Below are 24,803 nucleotides of genomic sequence, written 5' to 3'. Positions count from 1 at the left end.
AATGATCGTCGGAGTTCCAAAAGAGATCAAAGTTCATGAAGCACGTGTGGCAATCACTCCTGAGGGAGTTTCGGAGTTTGTTCACGCCGGACATACGGTCATCATTGAAGATAAAGCGGGAATTGGATCTTCGATTACCAATGAAGAGTTTGTTGCAGCAGGGGCTTCTATCGTCCCTTCAGCTGATGATGTTTGGCAAAAGGCTGATTTGGTTCTGAAAGTAAAGGAACCTATTGAAGTTGAATACCCTAAAATGCGAAAAGGGCAAACACTTTTTACTTACTTACATTTAGCGGCTTCTAAAGCATGTACAGATGCATTAGTGAAGTCAGGTGTCACAGCGATCGCCTATGAAACAGTTGAAGTAAATGGAACTCTTCCCTTACTTGCGCCTATGAGCGAAGTTGCAGGACGTCTTGCAACACAAGTTGGCGCGACTGCGTTGCAAAAGCCTCACGGTGGGCGCGGAGTACTTCTAGGCGGTGTTCCAGGTGTGGCACCAGGTCGGGTAGTTGTTATTGGTGGAGGAGTGGCCGGATTGAATTCTGCGGTGATCGCGCTGGGTATGGGCGCAGATGTCACCGTTTTTGATCGGTCGATCAATCGGTTGCAGTACATCGACACTATCTATAGTGGCCAAATCAAGACCTTGGTTGCCTCAAAGCATGCGATCGAGCGAGAAGTCAGACAAGCAGATCTAGTTATTGGCGCAGTTTTGGTTCACGGCGCAAAGGCCCCAAAGTTAGTTTCTAATCTTCTAGTTTCACAGATGAAGAGTGGGTCAGTTTTAGTTGATATTGCAATTGATCAAGGCGGGTGCTTTGAGGATTCCAAACCAACCACTCATGCAGAACCGACCTATAAGGTTCATAACTCTATTTTTTATTGCGTAGCAAATATGCCAGGAGCGGTACCAGTTGCTTCTACTTATGCGCTGACAAATGCAACCCTTCCCTATGCGCTTTCCTTAGCTAGTCATGGTTGGGAAGCAGCAATCGTTAAGGACAAGAACCTTGCCAAGGGTTTAAATGTTCATGATGGAAAGATCTATTACTCCGCCGTTGCAGAAGCGCATGGTTACGCAAGCACCGAACTTTGATATAGCGGCTACATCCTTTCTCAATCATCTTCAAATTGAGAGGGGATTGGCTGCAAACTCTATTGCTGCCTATCGACGCGATTTAGAAAAGTTCAAAATGTTCTTGAATGGTAAAGAACTTAGCAAAGTGACCCCCGAAGTAATAACCGCTTTTGAAATCTCCTTGAGAGAGGCTAATCTGTCGACACCAACGATTAATCGTGCTGATTCCACATTGCGCTCTTTCTTCAAGCATCTTGCGCAGGAGTATGAGATTGCAGATCCAACGCTAGAAATTTCGACAAGCAAGTCTGCTCGTCGATTACCTAAAGCTTTAACGTATGACCAGATAATGTCCATGATCAATGCGGCGCTGCGAGAAAGCGATCCAATAACGCTTCGCGATCAAGCAATGCTGGAACTGCTCTATAGCAGTGGAGCTCGCGTCAGTGAGTTGATCGGGATCAACCTGAACGATTTAAGTACAGTCAATTCTGAGGACGGCGAAATCACGACCCTAAAGTTGCGCGGAAAAGGTTCTAAGGAGCGAATAGTTCCGTTGGGTTCATTTGCTACTGCAGCCATCGAAAATTATTGTGTTCGGGTCCGGCCAGGATTGTTGGCCAAGAATCCAAAGAACAATTCGGCCTTGTTTTTAAATTCAAGAGGCGGCAGAATTTCTAGACAATCAGCTTGGCAAATGGTTCTTGACGCAGCTTTAGCTGCGGGAATCACAGAACACGTATCACCACACGTTTTTCGGCATTCATATGCAACACATTTGTTAGATGGTGGGGCTGATATTCGTGTGGTCCAAGAATTACTGGGACATGCATCAGTCACAACAACGCAGATTTACACCTTAATCACAATCGATAAGGTGCGTGAGAGTTATTCAATGGCGCATCCTCGCGCCAAGTAGTTAATTATTGTCCGCGTAGTCTGCGCGCCAAGATGCTTTGATCACCTTTAGCTTCTAGATCTGCGATGATCACAGCGATTGATTCGCGAACAATACGACCTCGATCAACTGCCAAACCTAGATCCCCGCGAAGTTGCAAACGTGCTTGGTCAAGATCAAAGAGTTCATCTGGTGATAAATACACCGTGATTTTTTCATCATGGCGTTCACGGCCCGAAGGTGATCGATCAACCGTTGTGACGCGACGACGAGCAATTGTGCGTACACCCTTTCTTGATGATGGTGCTTTAGGAGTTGCGATTGCGGGCGGGACTAATGGAGCGGCCACATCATTTGATGTTTGTGCAGGGACTGCACTTAGTGCAGGTGCGGTGGAACGAAATAGTTCATCGGCTCCTGGAAGGTTTGCTCTGCGTGTCATCGTGCGCCTCCTCTGGCGATTAGTTCTCGGGCTAGGCGACGATAAGAAGCAGCGCCACCTGAAGTTGTTGCATACGTAGTAATTGGTTCGCCAACGACAGTTGTTTCTGGGAAACGAATTGTTTTAGCAATAATTGTTTCGAAAACATCTTCAGGGAACTGTTCCAATATTCGCTCAAGAACTTGTCTATTGTGTGAAGTTTTCTTGTCGTACATGGTTGCCAAAATTCCAATAAGGCGAAGCTCTGGATTAAGGAAATTCTTGACCTTATCTAAATTGCCCTTTAGCTCGATGAAGCCATGAAGGGCGAAGTATTCACACTGCATCGGAACGATTACCTCTTGAGAAGCAACAAGGGCGTTAATAGTTAACTGACCCATCGTTGGTTGGCAGTCGATCAAAATTACATCGTAGTAATCACGAAGCGGAGCTAGTGCTCGCTTGAGATATTGCTGTCCACCAATTTCAGCGCCAAGCGTTGTTTCTGCTGTACCTAAGTCGCGGTTTGCCGGTAAGAAGTCCAAGCCAGGAACTGAAGATTTCAAAACGATTTCATCGACGTTGGCAGTTGGGGTCATTAATGCGTAGTAAACAGTTTGCTCTAATGGAAGTGCATGTGCGTTTACTCCAAGACCAAGTGATAAACCGCCTTGTGGGTCGAAGTCGACTAGCAATACACGTCGACCCATTTCAGCCAGCGCTGCACCTAAGTTGATCGTGCTAGTTGTCTTTCCAACGCCACCTTTTTGATTAAAGATTGATATGACTTTTGCGCTGCCATGCTCACTAAGAGCAGCTGGGGTAGGAAAGTTTTTGGCGGTCTTGCCGAGCAGGGTCGCAGTAGTTGCTACATCCTCTGCAATTGTCGATTTAGCGTTCAATCTTCAAACCTCTTTCCTGATATAGCAAAGAGCCTATGCGCTCCACCGAAAACAGGCAAGCGTGAAGTAAGGTGCCCCAATGAGTATTGCTGAGCAGATTTCAGTGGAGGAAAACCGTGATGTGAACGCCGCATCAGGGGGATTCTCCGTGCATCTGAGCAACTTCGATGGACCTTTTGATCTGCTCTTACAGCTGATTTCCCGCCACAAGATGGATGTCACCGAAGTGGCATTGAGCATCGTGACCGATGAGTTCATCTCATTTATTCGTGCTCTGGAAGCATCGGGGCAGGGGTGGGATCTAGACCAAGCCACCGAATTCCTAGTCGTGGCCGCTACCTTGTTGGATCTAAAGGCTGCTCGCCTTCTTCCGAGTGGGGAAGTTGAGGATGAAGAGGATTTGGCGTTACTTGAAGCGCGAGATCTGCTCTTTGCTCGCCTCTTGCAGTATCGAGCTTTCAAGGAGATTGCAGCGACATTTAGCGAGCGCATCGCAGCAGCCGACAAGTCCTTCCCTCGAGTCGTAGCCCTTGATCCAGCACTGGCTAGCCTGCTGCCAGAGGTTCTGATCGGTGTTGGCGCACAGCGCTTTGCTGCGATTGCAGAACGGGTTCTGACACCCAAGGTTGCCCCCGTAGTGGCCGTTGAGCATCTACATACGGCCCTGGTGAGCGTGGCTGAAGAGTCCAAGCGGGTCGTGGAAGCTTTGCGTCATGCAACCTCTATGAGCTTTAGACATCTGATCTCCGACGCCGATAGCACTCTGGTCGTAGTCGCCCGCTTCTTGGCGTTGCTGGACCTGTACCGACAAGGCGTTCTGCGTTTTGACCAGGTCGTTGCGCTAGGGGAGCTTCAAATCAGGTGGACCGGCAGCCTCGAAGGTGATGTAGAGATTACAGATGAGTTTGATATTCCCGTTGTTTTAGAGATGGAAGACTCGACAGAAAGTGGCGAAAATGTCTAATGTAGAAGTTGAACGTTCCATCGAGGCGATCCTGATGGTCGTGGATGAGCCGGTCACCGAAGTTGTTTTGGCACAGGTGCTGGAACGTCCGGTGGAAGAGATTGAGGCTGCCTTGGTAGTTCTGGAAGGCTCCTATGAGGAGCGTGGTTTTGCGCTGCGCAAGATCAATGGGGGATGGCGCTTTTATAGCCACCCAAGCTATTCAGCCGCTGTTGAAAAATTCGTTCTAGATGGGCAACAGTCACGGCTAACACAGGCCGCCCTGGAAACATTGTCAGTCATCGCCTACCGCCAGCCAGTATCCCGAGCCCGGGTATCGGCTATTCGCGGCGTCAACGTTGAAGCGGTCATGAAGACCTTAATCACCCGAGGTTTGGTAGAAGAGTCCGGTCTTGAGCACGAAACTGGCGCAATTTTGTACAAAACAACGAGCTATTTCTTGGAACGCCTGGGATTGAACTCGTTGGAAGATTTGCCGGCCCTTGCGCCGTATCTGCCAGACCTCGACGGTTTGGACGAGATTCTCGATTCGCTAACTGACTAGCACTTCGGCTACCCTTAGCTCCTGACTGTCGGGAGGATAGCCATGGCCCAAATGAGGCTCAACAAGATCATCGCAGATGCTGGAATCACAAGCCGTCGCGGTGCAGATGAACTAATCGAATCAGGACGGGTAACCGTCAATGGACTCACCATTCGTGAAATGGGGAGCAAGTTCGACCCTGAGAAAGATAAAGTCATGGTTGATGGTGAGACAATTACACGTACTTTGACTAAGTCTTATTTAGCACTTCATAAACCTAAGGGTGTTTTGTCTACCATGTTTGACCCAGAAGGACGGCCCTCCTTGGATGACTTCATTGACCTTCGCAAAGAGCGGTTGTTTCATGTGGGTCGCTTAGATAAGGATTCAGAAGGGCTTATTTTGCTCACCAACGATGGAGATTTAACCTTCCGTGCCACCCACCCATCCTTTGGGCTAGAAAAAACCTACATCATCGAATTTGATGGTCCTTTGCCAACAGGTGTAGACAAGGTGCTTCTCAAGGGTGTTGAACTTGAAGATGGCATGGGTCGTGTTTTGAGCTTCAAGCAGCTATCACCTAAATGGATTGAAGTCTCAATTCATGAGGGTCGGTACCACATCATCAGACGTCTGATGGAGGCGGTCGGGGTAGATGTTCTGCGATTGATTAGAACTAAGTTTGGGCCGATCTCCTTGGGCGATACCCCTGAAGGTCGTTGGAGAGACCTCAATGACACCGAGTTAATGAATCTACGAAAGGCTTTAGATATTTAGCGTGTTTACTATAAATCGATATTTACTGTAATAACCATTTATAGTTTTATCGATATTATGAGGCTCGATTGTTAATATGTCGATAAATATCACGCTCAGAACGCATCAGTGTATAGATTTATCGATATTAAGGAAATCTCAACTCCACTTCTCTGACGGTACTTATAGTGACGTAAATGTCGTAAACAGGTTTAAAAGGTAAAAGGTTTTATCGATAAAGATGGAATCAAATAGCAACCAATTTTGGTTAGGAAAGGTACCCTTATCCCATGAGTATGCGTGCAATTCGAGGAGCTATCCAGGTTCCTGCCAATACCCCGGCTGACATTGCCGCGGGTGTGCAGGAGCTAGTTTCAGCCATCCTTGATGCCAATGACCTAACCCCGGCACAGGTGATCTCGGTTTTCTTCACATCGACCGTTGATCTCAATGCTGCCTTTCCAGCTGCAGCCTGTCGGGAAATGGGTTTTGCCAATGTGCCACTAATTGGATCAGTCGAGGTCGATGTTCCGGGTGCCTTGGACAAGACAATTAGAGCGATGTTTCATGTGGAAACTGCACGCTCAGCCGAACAAGTCAGCCACATTTACCTACATGGAGCCGCTGCTCTTCGCAGAGATATCGCTCAATAATGTCCTCGAATAAGCTCTCAAAGGTTCGAATAGTCGGATCTGGGTTAATCGGCACCTCTATTGGGTTGGGTTTAGTCCAGCGGGGTGTTCGCGTTGAGATGGTTGACCGCGACATCAAAGCTCAATCCTTAGCCAATGACTTAGTCGGTGGGGGAGCACTTACTGAACCAGAGCTTGTCATTCTGGCGATGCCTACATCCCACTTGCCAGCGGTCATAGAGATAGAGAATCAACTAAATCTCAACTCTACATTTATGGATGTTGGTAGCGTGAAGAATGAAGTTGTACTTCACGTACAGGGTATTTCAGGGTTGTCCAAACGCTTTTTGCCTACTCACCCCATGGCAGGCCGTGAAATCGGCGGAGCGGGCTCTGCACGGGCGGATCTTTTCCAGGGGCGCAGCTGGATACTTACGCCTAGCGCAGATCTTGAGCAATCATCCAAAGAGCTGGTCCTTGAATTGATCGAACTGTTGGGCGCAGCACCGATTGAGCTTTCAGCCATCGACCATGATCGGGCGGTCGCCAAGATTTCCCACCTACCGCAAATCGCATCATCCTTGATTGCAAAGCAGCTATCTGGAACGCCGGCGGAGTGGATGGAGTTAGCGGGGCAGGGGTTGCGGGACACCACACGCATCGCCGGATCAGATGAATCCTTGTGGAAAGAGATTATTTACTCCAACCGCAACGAGCTGCACCAATTGCTGATAAATCTACAAAACGATGTTCAGGCAATGATTGATTCCCTGAATGATCCTGAAGAAATAGCTGCATTGATCGCCCAGGGACGCGTCGGCAAATCGATGATTCCCGGAAAGCATGGCGGAAAAGCTCGTGAATATTGGTACTTGCCCATTGTCATCGATGACAAGCCAGGTCAGTTAGGTGCGATTTTCAACGAATGTGCCGCGATGGAAGTCAACGTTGAAGATTTGAATATCGAACACTCACCTGGTCAATTGAGTGCACTTATTACTTTAGCTTTATCGCAAAGTGATGCGGAAAAACTTTCAACCCATCTAACGACGATCGGATGGAACGTTCATCCGATTCGCAAATAGAAGTAGGCTCATCACATGGGCATAGTCGTAGCAATAGATGGCCCAAGTGGCGCAGGTAAGTCAAGCACCGCAAAAGCAATCGCAACTCGTGCGGGGTGGAATTATTTAGACACCGGCGCTTTATATCGAGCCGTCACCTGGCTTGCATTGGAATATAAGTGCGAAGAAGCCTTTTCAATTTTGCAGGCGGTAAAAGATCATCCAATCAAATTTGATGCAGACCCAACTGCACCAAATGTTTTTGCTGGCGATACACAGATTACTCACGCCATCCGCGGCACATCGGTTACTGAAAATGTTTCTCGAATCAGTGCAATGCCTGAAATTCGTCGCGAGTTATTGAATCTGCAGCATCGCATCATTGATGCAGCTGAGCGTGGAATTGTTGTTGAAGGCAGAGACATAGGAACAGTCGTTGCCCCAGAAGCTGGTTTGAAAATCTATCTGACAGCAGATTTGGACGCACGAACAACTCGTCGTGAAAATGAAATTGAAGATAAGAGCGTTGATGTAAAGCAATCTTTGGATAGTAGAGACGCGGTTGATTCAACGCGTGCGGTGTCACCTTTAGTTATGGCATCTGATGCCGTTGAAGTTGATTCAACTTATCTGGATCTTGACGAAACCATCGAACGTATCTGGGAGCTCTTAAAAAAGCGTAATCTGCTGGGTTTACCGATCGTCGCGATTATTGGTCGTCCCAATGTAGGAAAGTCAACGTTGATCAATCGTTTCTTAGGTCGAAGAGAAGCAATCGTTGAAGACACACCAGGAGTAACACGCGATCGTGTTCAGTACGAATGTGAATGGGGCGGTCGTCGTTTCATCATTATGGACACTGGCGGTTGGGAAGCTAAACCCGACGGTATCGCTGTTCAAGTTAGTGCCGGTTCCGAACTTGCTATGCAAGAGGCAGATGTTCTGTGCTTTGTTGTAGACGCGCAAGTGGGAGCACTGGATGAAGATGACACGTTGGTGCAGCATTTACGTAAAGCAAAAAAGCCAACTATTCTGATTGGAAATAAGGTTGATGGCGAACGTGAAGAAGCTGAAGCCCATGGTTTGTGGGGTTTAGGTCTTGGTGAACCACGGTTTGTTTCTGCCCTGCATGGTCGGGGTAGTGGTGATTTGTTGGATCACATAGTCAATGTTTTGCCAGAAGTTGGGCGTGCACAAAATCAGGATGGATACCGCAAGGTTGCATTAATTGGTCGGCCAAATGTTGGAAAGTCATCATTGTTTAATGCGATTGCGGGTGAATCCTTGTCAATCGTTGATGATGCAGCAGGTACGACTCGTGATCCAGTGGATTCACTTTTATCTTTCGGTGGATCAACTTGGAGATTTATCGACACCGCAGGATTAAAAAAACGAGCCAATCAAGATTCTGGAACTGATTACTATGCATCATTGCGTACGGCGACAGCCCTAGAGCGTTGCGAGGTCGCAGTCGTTGTACTAGATGCATCAGAGCCAATTACTGAACAAGATTTACGCGTCATCACCATGGTTGAAGAAGCCGGTAAAGCGATGGTGATTGTGATGAACAAATGGGACCTCGTCGATGAAGATCGTCGCAACCAATTGGACCGTGAAATAGATCGACATCTCGATCAAGTGGAATGGGCCCAACGGGTAAACATTGCCGCCAAAACTGGCTGGCACCGTGATCGTTTAGCACCCGCTTTGCGAACCGCCCTTGATAGTTGGGAACGAAGAGTTCCTACAGCAAAGCTGAATTCATTCTTGGGTGCCTTGATTGGTGCAACACCGCCGCCGGTACGTGGTGGAAAGCAACCAAAGGTTTACTACGCGACGCAGGCTGGAATCGCGCCTCCAAAGTTTGTGGTCTTTTCAAGCGGGTGGATTGAAGCCTCGTATCGCCGCTTTATTGAACGCCGTCTTCGCGAGGAGTTCAAATTCCCAGGCACTCCGGTTCAAGTAGCGGTTCGAGTAAAGGAACGCGATAAGGAATGAACCGTTCGCTGATTAGCGTTCCTAACGCGCTGACCTTTCTACGCTTTCTAGGCATTCCGCTTTTCATTTACCTCACCCTGTCGCTAGAAGCAGATGGCTGGGCAATCGTGGTTTTGGCTGTCGGCGGAGCAACCGATTATTTTGATGGAAAAATAGCTCGAGCCTGGAACCAAACCTCGCGCTTTGGCGAGCTAGCAGATCCGGCTATCGACCGGCTTTACATTCTTGCCACACTGATTGTCTTCTTGATTCGCGACATAGTTCCAGTCTGGATGATTGCAATAATTCTTGGGCGCGATCTAATCCTGGCCGTGATCACATTGCTTATGAATCGCAAAGGGTTGCCACCTTTTACGGTCACCTATCTTGGAAAAGCTGCAACCTTTAACCTCTTGTACGCCTTTCCCTTCTTGCTGTTGGCTCAATCCGATGGCGCGTGGGGGAGCATCGCATTTGTTGCGGGGTGGAGTTTTGCTATCTGGGGAATTGCCCTCTACATTTCGACAGGTATCAGTTACGCGCGCGAAGGTATTTCGCAGATGAGAGGAAACCGTGTCATCAATTCCTAATGAGTTTTCCTACACTAAGGAACATGAGTGGGTTTCTTCAGAAAACCTGATTTACACAATGGGTATTACTGATTACGCACAAGCTGCACTGGGCGACATTGTTTATGTACAACTGCCTGCAATAGGCGAGGCAGTAACTGCAGGAAAAGTTTGTGGTGAAGTTGAGTCAACAAAGAGTGTTTCAGAAATTTACGCACCTGTTACTGGAACGATTGTTGCCATAAATGATTCTCTATCTAATTCTCCAGAAACAATCAACTCGGACCCATATGGTGCTGGTTGGCTTGCAAAGATCGAGGTCGCGACCGCTCCGACAGACCTACTTACCGCGGCACAGTACGGCGAAATTACCGCTTGACCTTATCGCTCTAACTCTCTAGTGTCACCCTTAAGTTGACGTTAAGGAGGTAGGGCAGTGGCTGCAGAACAACCGCAGAACGAACTTACTTCCACAATCCACTTGGGTCTTCGTGAGGTTTCAGATCCTTCGAAAAACCACCTTGATGAGCAGTTAGCCCTTCTTTCCCCAGAGGACCGAGCTGTTATCGCGCAGATTCAAAGTTCTGCGGGTGAAAAGGCAATGATTTTGATTGCTCGCGGACCCAATAAAGGATCACGGTTCTTAGTGACCGCAGAAGGTGCATCAATTGGTCGTTCAGCAACTAGTTCGATTTTCTTAGATGACATCACGGTTTCACGGACACACGCAACAATTACTAAAGATGGCAATAGTTTTGTTTTAAAGGATGCAGGTTCTCTTAACGGAACTTACATCAACAATATTTCTGTCACCGAACATCTTCTTGTTTCTGGTGATGAGTTTCAAATCGGTAAGTTTCATTTGCTTTTCGTCGGTTCCAACTAGGGGAGTAGTCATGGCAGTTCCAGCGCGCGCATATTTGAGCATCGGTGAAGTCCTTAACCGTTTGCGTGGAGATTTTGCGGATATCACCATCTCAAAGATTCGCTTTTTAGAATCTGAAGGATTGATTGAACCGCAACGCACACCATCGGGTTACCGAAAGTTCACTAGCTCTGATCTAGAGCGCTTGCGTTATGTGCTACTTGCTCAACGCGATCAGTACCTACCGCTAAAGGTTATTAAAGATAATCTCGATGCAATCGATCGTGGACTACAACCTGCAGCAGTTGGCGGCGTGGCATCGCCTCGCACCCCAATTGGTCTAGCAACGATTGATGGCGAGATGGCACCAAGTGCCTTTGGTGACAGCAATGAGATGCGCCTTTCTCGCGAAGAGCTTTTAAAGAACAGCGGCCTGGCTGAGGAACAACTTGTTGAATTGGAAGGGTACGGATTAATTGCCCCTCGTGGACGTCATTACGATGGAGATGCTTTAACTATTGCTAAGGCTGTAACTGAAATGGGTGGCTTCGGAATTGAAGCGCGCCATCTGCGTTCATTCAAGTCAGCAGCAGATCGTGAAATTGGTTTAATCGAGCAAGTGATCACGCCGCTTACTCGACAAAAGAGCGCCGAATCTAAGGCTCGTGCTGAAGAGGTTCAAAAGGAGATTGCATCTCTTTCTATTCGCTTACACGCCGCGTTGGTTCGTGGCGGTCTCAACCGTCTTCGCTCTTGATTTATAGCGACAGAGGAAAGTTATGTTGATCCCTATGGAGGTCATCGGCGTTCGCGTCGAGATGCCTTCCAATCAGCCAATAGTCCTGCTCAAGGAAGTTGATGGCACACGTTTCTTGCCGATTTGGGTTGGAGCGGTAGAAGCCACCGCCATTGCTTTTGCCCAACAAGGAGTAGAACCTCCGCGGCCCTTGACCCACGATTTAATGAAGAACTTAGTTGAGCTCTTTGATGCGACGCTGATTGCCGTACATGTCACGGAAATCAAGGATGGAACTTTCTACGCAACCCTGAATCTAAGGGATTCAAAGGGGGAGCCTTTAAGTATCTCGGCCAGACCATCTGATGCGATCGCCTTGGCGGTTAGAACCCACAGCAATATTTTGGCCACAGAAGAACTGTTGAATGAAGTTGGCATTGAGATCCCTCAGGGGGAAGGCGAAAATCAGGAGGTCGAGAAATTCCGCGAATTCTTGGATCAGATTAACCCCGAAGACTTTGCCGGATAGCGCGGGAAACCCTCAACCTCTAGTAGAGGTTTGCTTCGTGTCGGTCGTTGTTTCCCCCCACGGCTAGCCGTACATTAATCTCACTCCCCAAGAGAATCGAGCATTCCCCGTGTCCCCAGAAGAGATGGAAATCGGCTACAGAGGCGCTACTGCCTGCTCTGCTGCTGGAATTAGCTACCGTCAGTTGGATTATTGGGCACGCACAGGATTAGTTGAACCAAGCATTAGAACTGCAAGTGGTTCAGGAACCCAACGCTTATACGGCTTCCGCGATATTTTGGTGTTAAAGATTGTTAAGCGTTTATTGGATGCTGGAGTTTCGCTGCAGAATATTCGCACAGCTGTTGAGCATCTTCGAAATAGGGGAGTCACAGAACTTGAGCGCATCACATTGATGAGCGATGGCGCATCGATCTATGAGTGTGCAAGCCCGGATGAGATTATCGATTTGTTGCAAGGTGGCCAAGGTGTCTTTGGTATCGCCGTCGGCAAGGTCTGGCACGAGGTCGAGGGATCGCTATCTGTCCTTCAGGGTGAAGTAAATGGTCAGCCAACAGGTGTTGAAAATAACGATGAGCTTTCGTTGCGTAGAAAGAGCAAAGGCGCCTAATTCACCTTATTCTTCAACCCTGCCCTCGCACACTTTGGCGAGAGGCCATGTATGGGATGAGGGATCGTAGTGAGCCATTCTTTTGAAGATCGACATATTGGTCCAACTTCAATTGATGAAGCCGCCATGCTTAAGCATCTTGGTTATTCAGATCTAGCCTCATTTATCAAAGATGTAGTCCCATCGAACATAGCAATTAACGGAGTCATAGAAAAAGCTTTGGATCTTGGTAAGAGTGAAGTGCAAGTTATCACAGAACTTCGTGAGATTGCTTCAGAAAATAAAGTTTTCCGTTCCCTGATAGGAACTGGATATTACGGGACTATCGTTCCACCGGTAATCAAGCGAAATGTTTTGGAAAATCCATCGTGGTACACCGCATATACGCCGTATCAACCAGAAATTTCTCAAGGTCGCTTAGAGGCGCTCTTTGCCTTTCAAACCATGGTGTGTGAACTAACGGGCTTAGATATTTCTAATGCGTCGATGCTAGATGAAAGCACGGCAGCAGCTGAAGCAATGACCTTGGCAAGACGTGCTTCAAAGTTAAGCGATGATGCAGTTTTCTTGATTGAAGAACATGTGCATCCACAAACTAAAGCGGTAGTTATCACGCGTGCAAAGCCACTTGGAATCACCGTTGTAGAAGTTGATTCCGGGCACGTTGTTCGCGATGGTTATGATGGCGAATTTTTCGGCGCCCTATTGCAGTACCCAGACACAACAGGCACTGTTATTGATTACACAACATTTGCCGAATATGCGCATTCAAAAAATGCTTTTGTGATCGCTGCAACTGATCTTCTGGCATTAACAATGTTGAAGGCACCAGGGGAGTGGGGCGCCGACATCGCTGTTGGTACCGCCCAACGCTTTGGTGTTCCCATGGGATTTGGTGGACCGCACGCAGGTTTCTTGGCGGTGCGAAGTGGTTTAGAGCGTTCCATGCCGGGCCGCTTGGTTGGTCAAAGCATTGATGCCACCGGCAAGCCTGCATTTCGTTTAGCACTACAAACCCGCGAACAACATATTCGTCGAGACAAGGCAACATCAAACATTTGCACAGCTCAGGTGTTGCTTGCAAACATGAGCGCTTTCTATGCGATGTGGCATGGACCAATTGGTCTGCGTGAAATTGCAGAACGAGTACATGGCTTTGCTGCTCGTCTGCACGCGGCAAGTGGTAACCGAGAAGATGTTATTTTTGATACGGTCCATATCGTCGTAAAGGATGCAAAGGCCATCCACGACAAAGCAACAGCTAAAGGCATTAACTTTGCCAGGGTTAGCGATACTGAAGTTCGAGTTTCATTTGATGAGCAAACAACTGAAGAATTATTTCATCAGGTTCTTGAGATATTTGGTTTGAAAGATGCAGCAGGGGAGAAGATCCCTTCCAAATTTTTGCGAACAAGCAAGTACCTAACACACCCGGTTTTCAACACAAATCACAGCGAGACCGGAATGATGCGCTACCTGCGTAACTTGGCGGATAAGGATCTAGCGCTGGATAGAACGATGATTCCGTTGGGTTCCTGCACAATGAAACTGAACTCTGTGACAGAAATGGAAGCGGTCACTTGGCCAGAGTTCTCATCACTTCATCCATTTGCACCTGCTGATCAAAGCATCGGTACTCGCAAATTGATTGCTCAGCTATCTGACTGGTTGGTTGCCATTACTGGTTACGACGCAGTGTCATTGCAACCAAATGCCGGAAGCCAAGGCGAGTTTGCTGGATTACTTGCGATTCGAAATTACCATGATTCACGGGGCGACCAGGCACGCACAATCTGCCTAATCCCATCTAGTGCCCACGGCACAAATGCTGCATCAGCAGTAATGGCGGGCATGAAGGTTGTGGTTATCGATTGTGATGAAAGCGGAAACGTTTCGGTTGCCGATATCAAGGCAAAAATTGCAGAACACGGCGATGCTCTGGCTGCGCTGATGATTACTTATCCATCTACACATGGTGTTTTCGAAACTGCGGTTTCCGAAATCTGCGAATTAATTCATGATGCTGGCGGTCAGGTTTATGTAGACGGCGCCAACTTGAACGCTCTGGTTGGCGTTGCTCAACCTGGAAAATTCGGCGCTGATGTTTCGCACTTAAATCTGCACAAGACTTTTGCGATTCCACATGGTGGAGGTGGCCCAGGTGTTGGTCCAGTAATTGTTCGTGCGCATCTTTCTCCATTTTTACCTAACCATCCGATGGATTCATCTGCTGGTCCTGCAACTGGTCCCGGACCAATTTCGGGCGCACCATTTGGATCAGCAAGCATCTTGCCGATTTCATGGGCGTACATCCGTTTGCTAGGGGGAGAAGGTCTGACCCATGCAACGCAGGTAGCGATTTTGTCTGCCAATTACATGGCAGCGCGTCTTGCTGATTCATATCCGATTCTTTACACCGGTGCTAACGGTCGAATTGCACATGAATGCATTCTGGATATTCGTGGATTGACCAGAGATTGCGGAGTCTCAGTTGATGACATCGCAAAGCGGTTGATGGATTATGGTTTCCACGCACCAACTATGTCTTTCCCGGTAGCTGGAACCTTGATGATTGAACCAACTGAATCAGAAGACATTCGGGAGATTCATCGCTTTATCGATGCCATGATTTCGATCCGTGCCGAAATCCAAGAGGTGCTAGATGGAAAGATCAGCATTGAAGATTCAGCGCTGCGCCACGCGCCGCACACAGCTTTGTCTGTTGTAAACAGTGACTGGGATAGGGGTTATAGCCGTGAAAAGGGCGGTTATCCGGTCGCTTTAGAGGGTCTTGTAGCGGGCGAATCAATTGGTTCCAAGATGAAGTATTGGCCGCCGGTATCGCGCATCGACGGTGCTCACGGAGACCGTAATCTGGTCTGCGCCTGCACGCCGATGGATGACTATCGCTAAGGGTAGTTGGCAATAGGAGAGGTTGGCGAAAAGAAGCCGTCCCTTTTCCTTTCTTACTTTACATAATGCAACTTATCGGCGTTATACATACGCTCGGCGGGCAACCATGAGCAGCACGAATAGCACGCCTACCAAGGCCCAGTCACCTGCTGCATCCCGAGGCGTTTTACCTTCCAATAGTTCAACTTCGGCGCGAATCGTTTCAGCCGTTCCCATAGAACTTTTCTGAAGAACTTTTCCATCTGAATTGATGACCGCGGAATAACCTGTTGTAGATACTGAAACGATATTTCTGCCATGTTCTATAGCTCGTACCCGAGTTATCGACAATTGCTGTGCACTTTCAGCTGACATTCCAAAGGTTGCACTATTGGTTTGAACCGCCAAAATATTGGCTGAGACGGCAGCTTCATGAAGTAACTGATCATCAACTAGTTCGAAGCAAATAATGGGTGCGATTACCGCAGATTTTATGGTAAAGAGAACTTGTTCTTGCCCGGGTTCAAAATCGGTAACCCGGTCGGTGTACGGCGAAATTTTAGAGGCCAAAGAGCGCAATGGAATGTATTCACCAAAGGGCGTCAAATGCTGCTTTATGTAGATAGGCGGAAGTTCTCCGCCCCACAAAATTGAGGTATTGAGAAACTTATTTCCTTTGCCCATGATCGCGCCGATTATTAGTGGCTTATCTACCGAATCCAGAGCTTTTTTTACATCCACATTGGTAAATGGATCCACATCGACTGCATTCTCTGGCCATAAAACAAAATCGACATTTGAATCTTTGGCGAGTTCAGCCTGCGTTCTTTCGAAATGATTGTTAAAGACTGCCTTAGCCCGCGAATTAAAATCCAGTCCCATTTGCGGAACATTTCCCTGGATCATTAACACTTTGGTGGTTGCTACGGGATTCAGATTAAACGGAATCAAAACAAGCAAAAAGGGAATCAAAGTAATTACTGCAAATTGTCGCTTTAGCGCAATAAACAGAATCAAACTCGAAATCAAAGCCAGTGCTGATAACGCAGAAGCTCCACCAATAGCTGCTATTTTCGAATACGGTGCGTCAGCTTGTGTGTAGGCGATACGTACCCAACCGAATCCCCCAAAAGGAAATCTATTTCTAATCTCTTCGAGCATTACATAGATCAGCGGGTAGGCGGCCATCCCCCAACGCGAAACCAGTGCAAGTGGTAGATAAAAAACAGAAAGTCCAAGCGCTAAAATTAACCAGGGTACTGAGCCAACAAAAGTGCTACTCCAATGCAAAACAATCAAATTCATTACTGATGCAAAGATGAATGTCGACAGTACTTTTCGCTTAGTTAGCGACAATGCAAACATATGAGCAGCTAAGGCAATCGGTGCTACCCACCACTTCCCCACCGGTTCAAAGGCAGCTGAAAGCAGAGCGCCGGATAAGGCCGAAAGAAGAAGTGCTACCAACCCAATGCACTGATCAAACGATCAACACTTGCCCCCAAGGCATAGCGCTCCTTGAATTGATAAATTTCTGAAAGATCTTTTGGTGCTTTCGGTAAAGTTAGATCAACTTTTGGTAACGGTGCATCGCGGGCAACGCGAACCAATTTAGGTGCAATCTTAAGATAATCCGCGCCGGCAATGATTTTTTTGGCTAACGCTGGCGGCAATGATTCGTGGGCTTGCATAGCACCAGCAAGCGCGTCCTCGGCGGTTGCAAAATTGTTGGCAATGACAGCTGCACCTTTTTCGCCAATCCCTTTGACCCCAGGTAATCCATCTGATGGATCTCCGCGGAACATCGCAAAGAGATCGTACCTATCGCCGGGAATTTGGTACTTGTCAGCAACGTATTTAATATCCACCAAATCATGTTGGGAAATTCCTTTAGCAAGATAAACAACCTTGATATCCCGAGCATCATCGACCATCTGGAACAAATCTCGATCTCCAGTAACTATTCGGATCGGGCCTTTTTCGATTTCGGCATACGTTGCCATAACATCATCAGCTTCGTAGTCGTCAACACCAACAACTGGGATACCAAACAAATCAAGTAAATCCAAAAGAATTGGAATCTGCGGAGTGAGAGTTTCTGGCTCCTCCTCCTCTTCCCCACCCTCTTCTTCTAAACGATTAGCTTTGTATTCAGGAAAAATATCTACTCTCCAACTTGGACGCCAATCGCCATCTAGACATGCAACTAAACGATCAGGTTTATACACATTCATTAAACGGGCGGTCATATCTACATAACCACGGATTGCATTAACTGAAGTGCCATCTGGTGCCAGCAATGTGTCAGGCATTCCGTAGTAAGCGCGATACCAAAGCGATGCGCTATCAAGGAGCATTAATGTCATATATCCCCCATTAGATAAGCAACTACTCCGCGGTCGATTCGCTTGACTGCATCTTTACAGACCGGGCGAAGTTTTTCACTAGCTCCACCAATTTGGTTTAATAAATCAACTAATTGCTTGGTGGAGCGAACAAAGTCACCGACTGACATATCGCTTCCCTTTAAGACACTGTTGAGTGAATTACCACTTGCCCATTTATAGGAGATAAAACAGAAACCTGCATCAGGTTCTCGTTGAGTTTTAACGCCAAAATCATTTTCAATCTGTTCCAACGCAGCCCACAAAGAAATAATTTCAGTCAGGGTGGATGTAACCTTTTGACTAGGAAGTTTGGGGGCAAGGTTCTCTTGTGAACGTGACTCAAAGATCATGCAGGAAACAACCGATAACAACTCAGTAGCGTTCAAGTCATCCAGAAGTCCGCGTCGGATTGATTCGGTGAGCAATAGATCGGATTCGGCGTAAATCTTGGTCAAGATCTTGCCCTGAACTGTTGGCTTTTCTCCGTCAATGTATTGCAAATGATCAAGCACCTGACATATTTGGTCGAAGGTTTTAGCTATTACATGTGTGCGATTTTCCACACGCGCAGTTAAGCCATCATTCTCGCGCGTTAACCGACCAGCACGCTCTGCTAAACGCGCATGGTCTTCGCGTTCGGCGCATCCGTGACTTGGGTGCGACTTTAAACTTTTTCGTAAATCTGCGAGCTCGCCTTCCATATGACCACGTTGTCTATTATCAAATGTCTTGCGCTGATCTCGACGACTCAATAAAACTTCTATTTCTTTGATAGAGCGTCTTAAACGTGCATATTCGGAAAAATCACCAAGATGACATTGCGCATCCTTCATTAACTCCTGGATCAATGTCTCATTCTTCCGAATCTGTCGAGTCAGTCCTACTACGGCGCGATCTGCCTGGAATTGCGCAAAGGATGATTCAAGTGATCTTCGTGCGGTTTCTCGGCCAAATCGTGCAATTAAATTGATTGCCATGTTGTAGGTAGGAGAAAAAGATGAGCGCAAAGGATACGTACGAGTTGATGCAAGGCCGGCTGCAGATGCTGAATCAACTGTGGGCGACCACTGAATGACTGCATTACCTTCGATATCGATTCCTCGGCGACCAGCACGACCAGTTAACTGCGTGTACTCCCCTGGAGTGATCGGAACATGGGCTTCACCATTGAACTTGATCAGCTTTTCCAAAACGACCGTTCTAGCCGGCATGTTTATTCCTAGTGCAAGGGTTTCAGTTGCAAACACTGCCTTAACCAACCCGCGTTGGAATAAGTCTTCTACCGCGCCTTTAAAACTGGGCAATAGGCCAGCATGGTGGGCGGCGATGCCTCGTTCTAGAGCGGTTAGCCACTCTTGAAAACCGAGAACTTCTAAATCTTCTTCGGCAATATTTTGGGTGTACCTAAGTGCGGTTTGGCGAATCTCAGTGCGCTCTTCCGGTGAGGTTAAGCGAAGACCGGCGTGCAAACATTGTTTTACCGCAGCATCACAACCAACGCGAGAGAAGATAAAGGTAATGGCCGGCAAGAGGTTTTCGCGTTGCAGCTTCTCAATGATTTCAGCCCGGCTCATTCGGTCGGAAGGCTCTGCAAACCTGCCCCGCCTGTTGCGACCTAAAGACGCTCGCCTGATCGCTTCACGCTCACGTTGAAGGATTTCGGGATTAATCTTTCCTGGTTGATCAAAAAGATCCATCAAGCGATTACCAATAAGGACATGCTGGAACAATGGAATCGGACGGATCTCACTGACGATGACTTCGGTTTCACCGCGGACCTCGCCCAACCATTCTCCAAACTCTTCAGCATTAGATACAGTGGCTGACAAGGAAATCACTTGCACGCTTTCCATAAGGTGAATCAAAACTTCTTCCCAGACCGCTCCGCGAAATTTGTCCGCCAGATAGTGAACTTCATCCATGACGACGCATCCCAAGTTGGTCAAAGTGTTTGAACCTGCATACAGCATGTTACGAAGCACCTCAGTCGTCATAACCAAAATCTCTGCTTCACCATTTATGCTGGTGTCACCTGTTAAGAGTCCCACACGATCTTCACCGAACTTAGCTACAAATTCTGAATACTTTTGATTGGACAACGCCTTAATTGGAGTGGTGTAAAAACATTTCTTTCCAGCCTGCAGGGCGAAGAATGCCGCGAACTCACCGACTACTGTTTTACCTGCTCCGGTCGGTGCGGCCACCAATACACCTTTTCCATCTTCAACGGCGTGGCAAGCTGCAACTTGAAAAGGATCGAATTCAAAATCAAAGGTGAGTAAAAATTCAGTGGTTACTGGATGCTGGCCCCGCAACTTAGCTGCTGCATAACGTTCCGCTGGCGTCGTCATGCGACCCACGTCCTTAGTGCGCCTGGAATACACTCAGCGGTTATTGGTAACTGTCCAATTCTTTCACCGTCGGCGTAGGCGACCGCCTTAGCTTCGATTGTCACATTTCGACTTCTTACTATTTCAACGGCTGGATGAGAAATGTGTGACCCAGCAAAAACACGTGGAAAAACTTTTATAAACTCTATTGTCGATACCGGATGCAAAACCATCACATCAAAAAGCCCATCGACGATGTTCGCATTTGGACATACCAACATCCCGCCACCATATGAGCGGCCGTTAGACACCGCAATCAGCATGGCTTCGGTCGAAATAGTTCGATCATCAAGAGTTATCTCGTAATGTCGTGGTTTGAATCGTGGAAGCTCGATTGCAATAGCCGCGTTGTATTTCATTGGTCCTTTAGGCCAAGCCATTGTGTTGGCTTTTTCGTTGACCACAGCATCAAACCCAGTAGACAAAATGGCACCAAACCATTCACCATCCACTAGTCCCAGATCGACCGCCGTCGGTTCTTGAGTCGTGATTGCTTCAAGTTGCAGATCGAAGGAATCTAGTTTCCACCCTAAAGTTCGGACAAAATCATTACCAGTTCCAGCGGGAATTATTGCTAGCGGAATCTGCGCTGAAACTAGCCGTTGTAGAACGTTGTGCAGAAGTCCATCTCCCCCAACTGCAATCACTCCAGGTGTATCAGGAAATTTTTCAATAAATTGTGAAAGGTGATCACCAAGTGCGACCGATGAGTTGCCAGTAATTATTGTGTACGGGATTCTTCTTTGCGTCAGCCAACCAGCCACATATGTTCCAACCGTGGTCCCCCTGCCCTGACCTGCTACAGGGTTGATCACCAAGGCCCACATAGGAAGACCCTATCGGCTATTCCTTAATAGATGTCGCTGGTTCAATCGCGGAGCTGCCAGTTTCTACTGAATCTGCTTTCTTATCTCGACGACGATCGACCAGGACTGCAATTAATCCAGCCATAAAGTAGAAGAGAATCAAAGGTCCGGATAAGAGGACCATGCTTAAAGGATCGGCGGTTGGTGACAGTGCGGCAACGAAAAAGAAAATAGTAAAGATCCAAATTCTCCACGGCCTCAAAATAGTTTTACCGCGCAAGAATCCAATGAGATTAAATGTCAGCAGGAAGATTGGTAATTCAAAAGCAAGACCTACAAAAAGAATGAGTCGAAGAACGAAATCCAAATAATCATCAAACCTAACTAGGTTGCTAATCGAATCTGGAGTGAAACCAAAAAGAGCTTTGATAGCAACAGGCAAAATGAAATACCCGAGAGTCGCGCCCATTGCGAAGAATGGTGTGGCTGCAGCAACAAACATCACGCTGGTTCGTTTTTCTTTTCTATGAAGCGCCGGAGCAATGAAGGCCCACAACTGATACAACCAGAAAGGGGCTGAAACGATTATTCCAGTTAGTAATGCAACCTTGATCTGCAAATCCAGAGGACCAAGAACACCGCTGATGTAAAGCGCGCCGCAACTAGCAGCCCCAGATTCTTGAGCGGCTCGTAAGTCGCATACTGGTTTAGCTAGGGTGACGATGATTGAATCGTAGAAATACCACCCTCCACTGAAAGCAACCAATACTGCAATCGCGGAACGAAGAACTCGTTTTCGTAATTCGCGTAAGTGGTCTAGAAGGGGCATCCGTGCTTCATTAACAGATGCCATTTATCTACTTCTCGGTTTTGCCGTCTTCTTCGATCACGGTGTCATCAGCCTTCATTTCCTTCATTTCACTCTTGAAAATGCGCATAGAGCGACCAAGTGAACGGGCTGAATCGGGCAAACGCTTAGCACCGAACAAAACAAGTACAACTATGAGAAGGATGACGATCTCTCTTGGACCCAAATTCATAACGTTAACTCCTTGGCTAATATTTGAGCCTAGGCTACATCAGATCCCTTTGAATGGGTAGGCGGTTTCAGCGTGCTTTGTAACGATCCAGCATCGATTGGGCCATCACCGCTATTGATTTTCTAATTTCTGGGGGCGACTTCAAGGACACAGCATTTCCTGAGGCCAAGACTGATCGCTCAACCCACTGCTGCGAAAAACTCTCAAATTCAAAGTGAGAATTTACAGCCAAATCGGTTTTCTTGAACCGCTCAGCGATCTCACGGGTAGGAGTTAGAACTTTAACCGCGCAGGTGTACCTCGAGTTTTGATTGGAGTTCAGGGGTACAGCATTAGAAACATCATGTGCCTTTGCACTTTGAATCCGATCGATTCGAAACTGCCTGAAGTCGGCTGCAGTTAAGCAATAAGAACTTAAGTAGCGTTGACCGTCCGCTTCGATAATTTCAATCGGATGAATAATTCGGCTACTGACTTCATCGCGATACAAGGAATGGTAGGAAATTTCTAGTCCGGATCTAGTTTTCATGGCTTCTGTGATCGCACTCGAGACATCTTGGTTAACAACTGATGTAGCCGATAATGCACTAGGAAGTTTTATTAAAGTTGCCAACCGCTGCGATAGAAATTCAATTCTTTCTAATAGGTCATTTCGATCCGCAGTTAAAGCCGAACGCAACAGGTCCAAACCGAGAAGAAGGGCCACTCCCTCATCAAAAGTTATAGATCGTGGCTTTGCGAGTGTGTCAGCGTTATGAATAGTTACGAATCCAGACTCGAAATCTAAGTCCATTAACTCCAGAGGCGTGTACCCAGGAAGCCCACACATCCACAAAGTCGTCAGGTCATCTGTCATTTGACCCTGACTTACTTCAAATACCTGTGATAGCTCCTTTAAAGAGATTCCTTGATGAGAACTAATGTAGGGAACAAGGTCCAAAAGCCTTGCCGTACGTTCTAAAGGCGAAGAGAATTTTTTAGCCATGATTTTTCACCAAAGCCTCAAGATGGGTTACAACGAGATCCCTTAGTACGGCAGGTTCTTGCACAAAAGCATCTAACCCATGCCACAACACCAATGAACATAAAGAATCCATGCTCAGAATCGGAATTCTGATTTGATCCCATTCTCCAAGTGAATGTGTTGACACAGCCAAGGCGCGAAGCGAAGCAGCTTTACCTACTCGGACATCAACTAGAGCAAATTCATTGACCGTTGATTCTGAAAAAGTTTTTCGAGGGTCAAAACCAATTGGGGTTTCAAAATCACTTGGTCCCGCGCCGGAAGTGATAGAACCGTGAATTCGATCTACTCTGAAGGTTCGAATCTCTTGGATGTCCTGATCAACGCCCGAGAGATACCAGTAACCATTACGAGTCGACAACGCAATAGGAACTATGTGCCGAGCGTTGACATTCAAAGCTGTATCTAGGTAGGAAAATTCAAGTAATCCCTTTTGCGCAATTGCCTTAGTGATCAGAGAAAGATCCTGTCCCCCATCACTTAACTTTTGAACTGTGCCGGGAATAGATATCTCATCACTTGGTATACCAATAGAGCGAAGTTTTAAGAGCGCTTTTTGTGCGGCATCCCCAAAAGAAGCTTCCTGCCACGCTTCTGCAGCCAATGAGAGCAATGAAACTTCAGTCGACGAAATGTCGCCCAATTCAAACTGATATTTTTCTTGCTTGATCCGGTAGCCCGCTTCATCATTGAATAAAGGATCAAAACTGCCGACTTCAATTTCAATTCCTAGCGAGCGAAGATCATCCTTGTCTCGTTCAAACATTCGTTCTTTTGTTTCAGCGCTACCATCGTAGCCTTCAACAGATTTGAAAATTTCAGATTTTGTGAGAAATCTTTTAGTTGCTAGTAGGGCGATGGTTAGATTGATTAAACGCTCAATCTTCCGAGACACCGTAAGCACCCTTCGCCGGACGTCGTCGACGTGCCAAAACTTCAACACCTGGAGCCATTCTGCGGCTTTGAATCAGAAAACCGGTGTGCCCAATCATGCGCTGTTGAGGACGTACCGCTAAACCTTCATGATGCCAACCACGAACAAGAGTTTCCGAACTCTCAGGTTCGGTGAAGCGTCCATCTTCCTTTAAAGCTTCTGCGGTAGCTGAAAGTTGAGTTGTGGTTGCCACATAAGCAAGAAATACTCCACCAGGACGCAATGCTCGTGCGGAAATATCGATGCACTCCCATGGTGCAAGCATGTCCAAAATCACTCGGTCGTATTCGGAATCAAAACTCTGATCCTGTAGATCTCCTACCGTCAAAGACCAGTTTTCAGGGGCAGATTCGAAATAGGAATCGACATTGGAGCGAGCGTTATCAGCAAAGTCTTGCCTACGTTCAACCGAATGCACTGTTCCAGTTGGTCCTGTAGATCGCAACAAGGAAATAGTCAACGCACCGCTTCCTACGCCGGCTTCAAGTACTCGTGCACCTGGATAGATATCAGCAACTCCAACAATCATTGCTGCATCTTTTGGATAAACAATCGTCGCCCCGCGCGGCATAGTTAAGACGTAATCAGCTAGTAAAGGTTTAAAAGCGGTGAATTTCAATCCGGCAGTTGTGCTAACTACCGATCCTTCCGGCATACCAATCAACTCATCGTGGGTAATCCACCCTTTGTGTGTATGCCACTCTTTTCCAGGGGTAATCGTGAAGCTGTACAACTTTCCCTTTGGATCGGTCAATTGAATGCGATCGCCGGCTCCGAAATACCCAAGATTAGACACGGGAGCA

At 47.3% G+C, this 24,803-nt stretch carries 25 protein-coding genes and 1 pseudogene; 15 read left to right on the top strand and 11 right to left on the bottom strand.

Annotation, left to right across the window (positions count from 1 at the left end):
• The first annotated feature begins 1 nt into the window (after position 1).
• Positions 2-1,099, top strand: a complete 1,098-nt coding sequence (gene ald, locus AC9UC2_RS03930; RefSeq protein ID WP_509525426.1) for an alanine dehydrogenase — start codon at positions 2-4, stop codon at positions 1,097-1,099.
• Positions 1,035-2,000 (top strand): site-specific tyrosine recombinase, encoded by a 966-nt coding sequence (locus tag AC9UC2_RS03925; protein ID WP_509525424.1) that lies wholly within the window; start codon positions 1,035-1,037, stop codon positions 1,998-2,000. Before ald ends, AC9UC2_RS03925 begins: the two co-directional genes overlap by 65 nt.
• 4 nt (positions 2,001-2,004) lie before the next feature.
• Here the strand turns inward: AC9UC2_RS03925 and AC9UC2_RS03920 are convergent, their stop codons facing one another.
• Together AC9UC2_RS03920 and AC9UC2_RS03915 are read right to left on the bottom strand one after the other, a co-directional pair.
• Entirely contained in the window at positions 2,005-2,421 is a 417-nt protein-coding gene (locus AC9UC2_RS03920; RefSeq protein WP_509525422.1) for a hypothetical protein, read from the bottom strand.
• Positions 2,418-3,302, bottom strand: a complete 885-nt coding sequence (locus tag AC9UC2_RS03915; RefSeq protein ID WP_509525420.1) for a ParA family protein — start codon at positions 3,300-3,302, stop codon at positions 2,418-2,420. The genes AC9UC2_RS03920 and AC9UC2_RS03915 overlap by 4 nt, the downstream gene beginning before the upstream one ends.
• Before the next feature lie 79 nt (positions 3,303-3,381).
• Here AC9UC2_RS03915 and AC9UC2_RS03910 point away from each other — a divergent pair, with 79 nt between their 5' ends.
• From AC9UC2_RS03910 to gcvP, 13 genes are all read left to right on the top strand, one after another.
• Entirely contained in the window at positions 3,382-4,266 is an 885-nt protein-coding gene (locus tag AC9UC2_RS03910) for a segregation and condensation protein A (protein ID WP_509525418.1), read from the top strand.
• Positions 4,259-4,810 (top strand): SMC-Scp complex subunit ScpB, encoded by a 552-nt coding sequence (scpB, locus tag AC9UC2_RS03905; RefSeq protein ID WP_509525416.1) that lies wholly within the window; start codon positions 4,259-4,261, stop codon positions 4,808-4,810. The genes AC9UC2_RS03910 and scpB overlap by 8 nt, the downstream gene beginning before the upstream one ends.
• 42 nt (positions 4,811-4,852) lie before the next feature.
• A complete protein-coding gene (locus AC9UC2_RS03900) occupies positions 4,853-5,566 on the top strand; it encodes a pseudouridine synthase (RefSeq protein ID WP_509525414.1) in 714 nt (237 codons plus the stop codon).
• A gap of 269 nt (positions 5,567-5,835) precedes the next feature.
• Positions 5,836-6,198 (top strand): chorismate mutase, encoded by a 363-nt coding sequence (gene aroH, locus AC9UC2_RS03895; protein ID WP_509525412.1) that lies wholly within the window; start codon positions 5,836-5,838, stop codon positions 6,196-6,198.
• A complete protein-coding gene (locus AC9UC2_RS03890) occupies positions 6,198-7,262 on the top strand; it encodes a prephenate dehydrogenase (protein WP_509525410.1) in 1,065 nt (354 codons plus the stop codon). Before aroH ends, AC9UC2_RS03890 begins: the two co-directional genes overlap by 1 nt.
• A gap of 15 nt (positions 7,263-7,277) precedes the next feature.
• A complete protein-coding gene (der, locus tag AC9UC2_RS03885) occupies positions 7,278-9,239 on the top strand; it encodes a ribosome biogenesis GTPase Der (RefSeq protein WP_509525408.1) in 1,962 nt (653 codons plus the stop codon).
• Positions 9,236-9,808, top strand: coding sequence for a CDP-alcohol phosphatidyltransferase family protein (locus tag AC9UC2_RS03880; protein ID WP_509525406.1), 573 nt, complete (start codon positions 9,236-9,238; stop codon positions 9,806-9,808). The genes der and AC9UC2_RS03880 overlap by 4 nt, the downstream gene beginning before the upstream one ends.
• Positions 9,792-10,166, top strand: a complete 375-nt coding sequence (gcvH, locus tag AC9UC2_RS03875) for a glycine cleavage system protein GcvH (protein ID WP_509525403.1) — start codon at positions 9,792-9,794, stop codon at positions 10,164-10,166. Before AC9UC2_RS03880 ends, gcvH begins: the two co-directional genes overlap by 17 nt.
• 57 nt (positions 10,167-10,223) lie before the next feature.
• Positions 10,224-10,673, top strand: coding sequence for an FHA domain-containing protein (locus AC9UC2_RS03870; RefSeq protein WP_509525401.1), 450 nt, complete (start codon positions 10,224-10,226; stop codon positions 10,671-10,673).
• A 10-nt stretch (positions 10,674-10,683) separates the two neighbouring features.
• Positions 10,684-11,409, top strand: coding sequence for a transcriptional regulator FtsR (gene ftsR / locus AC9UC2_RS03865; RefSeq protein ID WP_509525398.1), 726 nt, complete (start codon positions 10,684-10,686; stop codon positions 11,407-11,409).
• A 25-nt stretch (positions 11,410-11,434) separates the two neighbouring features.
• A complete protein-coding gene (locus AC9UC2_RS03860; protein WP_509525461.1) occupies positions 11,435-11,917 on the top strand; it encodes a bifunctional nuclease family protein in 483 nt (160 codons plus the stop codon).
• Positions 11,918-12,041: 124 nt separating this feature from the next.
• Positions 12,042-12,527 carry a MerR family transcriptional regulator gene (locus AC9UC2_RS03855; protein WP_509525458.1) on the top strand — a complete coding sequence of 162 codons (486 nt, stop codon included), beginning with the start codon at positions 12,042-12,044 and terminating at the stop codon, positions 12,525-12,527.
• Between the two features lie 69 nt (positions 12,528-12,596).
• A complete protein-coding gene (gcvP, locus tag AC9UC2_RS03850) occupies positions 12,597-15,440 on the top strand; it encodes an aminomethyl-transferring glycine dehydrogenase (protein ID WP_509525395.1) in 2,844 nt (947 codons plus the stop codon).
• An 81-nt stretch (positions 15,441-15,521) separates the two neighbouring features.
• Here the strand turns inward: gcvP and lnt are convergent, their stop codons facing one another.
• From lnt to AC9UC2_RS03805, 9 genes and pseudogenes are all read right to left on the bottom strand, one after another.
• Entirely contained in the window at positions 15,522-16,886 is a 1,365-nt protein-coding gene (lnt, locus tag AC9UC2_RS03845; protein ID WP_509525393.1) for an apolipoprotein N-acyltransferase, read from the bottom strand.
• A complete protein-coding gene (locus AC9UC2_RS03840; RefSeq protein ID WP_509525391.1) occupies positions 16,880-17,785 on the bottom strand; it encodes a 5'-3' exonuclease in 906 nt (301 codons plus the stop codon). Before AC9UC2_RS03840 ends, lnt begins: the two co-directional genes overlap by 7 nt.
• Positions 17,782-20,157, bottom strand: coding sequence for a DEAD/DEAH box helicase (locus AC9UC2_RS03835; protein WP_509525388.1), 2,376 nt, complete (start codon positions 20,155-20,157; stop codon positions 17,782-17,784). The genes AC9UC2_RS03840 and AC9UC2_RS03835 overlap by 4 nt, the downstream gene beginning before the upstream one ends.
• A complete protein-coding gene (locus AC9UC2_RS03830) occupies positions 20,154-21,023 on the bottom strand; it encodes a diacylglycerol/lipid kinase family protein (RefSeq protein ID WP_509525386.1) in 870 nt (289 codons plus the stop codon). The genes AC9UC2_RS03835 and AC9UC2_RS03830 overlap by 4 nt, the downstream gene beginning before the upstream one ends.
• A gap of 16 nt (positions 21,024-21,039) precedes the next feature.
• Positions 21,040-21,855, bottom strand: a complete 816-nt coding sequence (gene tatC, locus AC9UC2_RS03825; RefSeq protein WP_509525384.1) for a twin-arginine translocase subunit TatC — start codon at positions 21,853-21,855, stop codon at positions 21,040-21,042.
• Between the two features lie 34 nt (positions 21,856-21,889).
• Positions 21,890-22,042 (bottom strand): annotated as a pseudogene (tatA, locus tag AC9UC2_RS03820) (Sec-independent protein translocase subunit TatA); the annotation flags it as partial.
• Between the two features lie 67 nt (positions 22,043-22,109).
• Entirely contained in the window at positions 22,110-23,027 is a 918-nt protein-coding gene (locus AC9UC2_RS03815) for a helix-turn-helix transcriptional regulator (RefSeq protein ID WP_509525381.1), read from the bottom strand.
• Entirely contained in the window at positions 23,020-23,961 is a 942-nt protein-coding gene (locus tag AC9UC2_RS03810; protein ID WP_509525379.1) for a helix-turn-helix transcriptional regulator, read from the bottom strand. Before AC9UC2_RS03810 ends, AC9UC2_RS03815 begins: the two co-directional genes overlap by 8 nt.
• Positions 23,945-24,796: a tRNA (adenine-N1)-methyltransferase gene (locus AC9UC2_RS03805; protein WP_509525377.1), complete on the bottom strand. Its 852-nt coding sequence runs from the start codon at positions 24,794-24,796 to the stop codon at positions 23,945-23,947. The genes AC9UC2_RS03810 and AC9UC2_RS03805 overlap by 17 nt, the downstream gene beginning before the upstream one ends.
• Positions 24,797-24,803 lie beyond the last annotated feature (7 nt).

Origin of the sequence: Candidatus Planktophila sp. (genome assembly GCF_036734405.1) — a bacterium.
Lineage (GTDB): Bacteria > Actinomycetota > Actinomycetes > Nanopelagicales > Nanopelagicaceae > Planktophila.
This window is presented reverse-complemented; position numbering and strand designations above follow the sequence as displayed.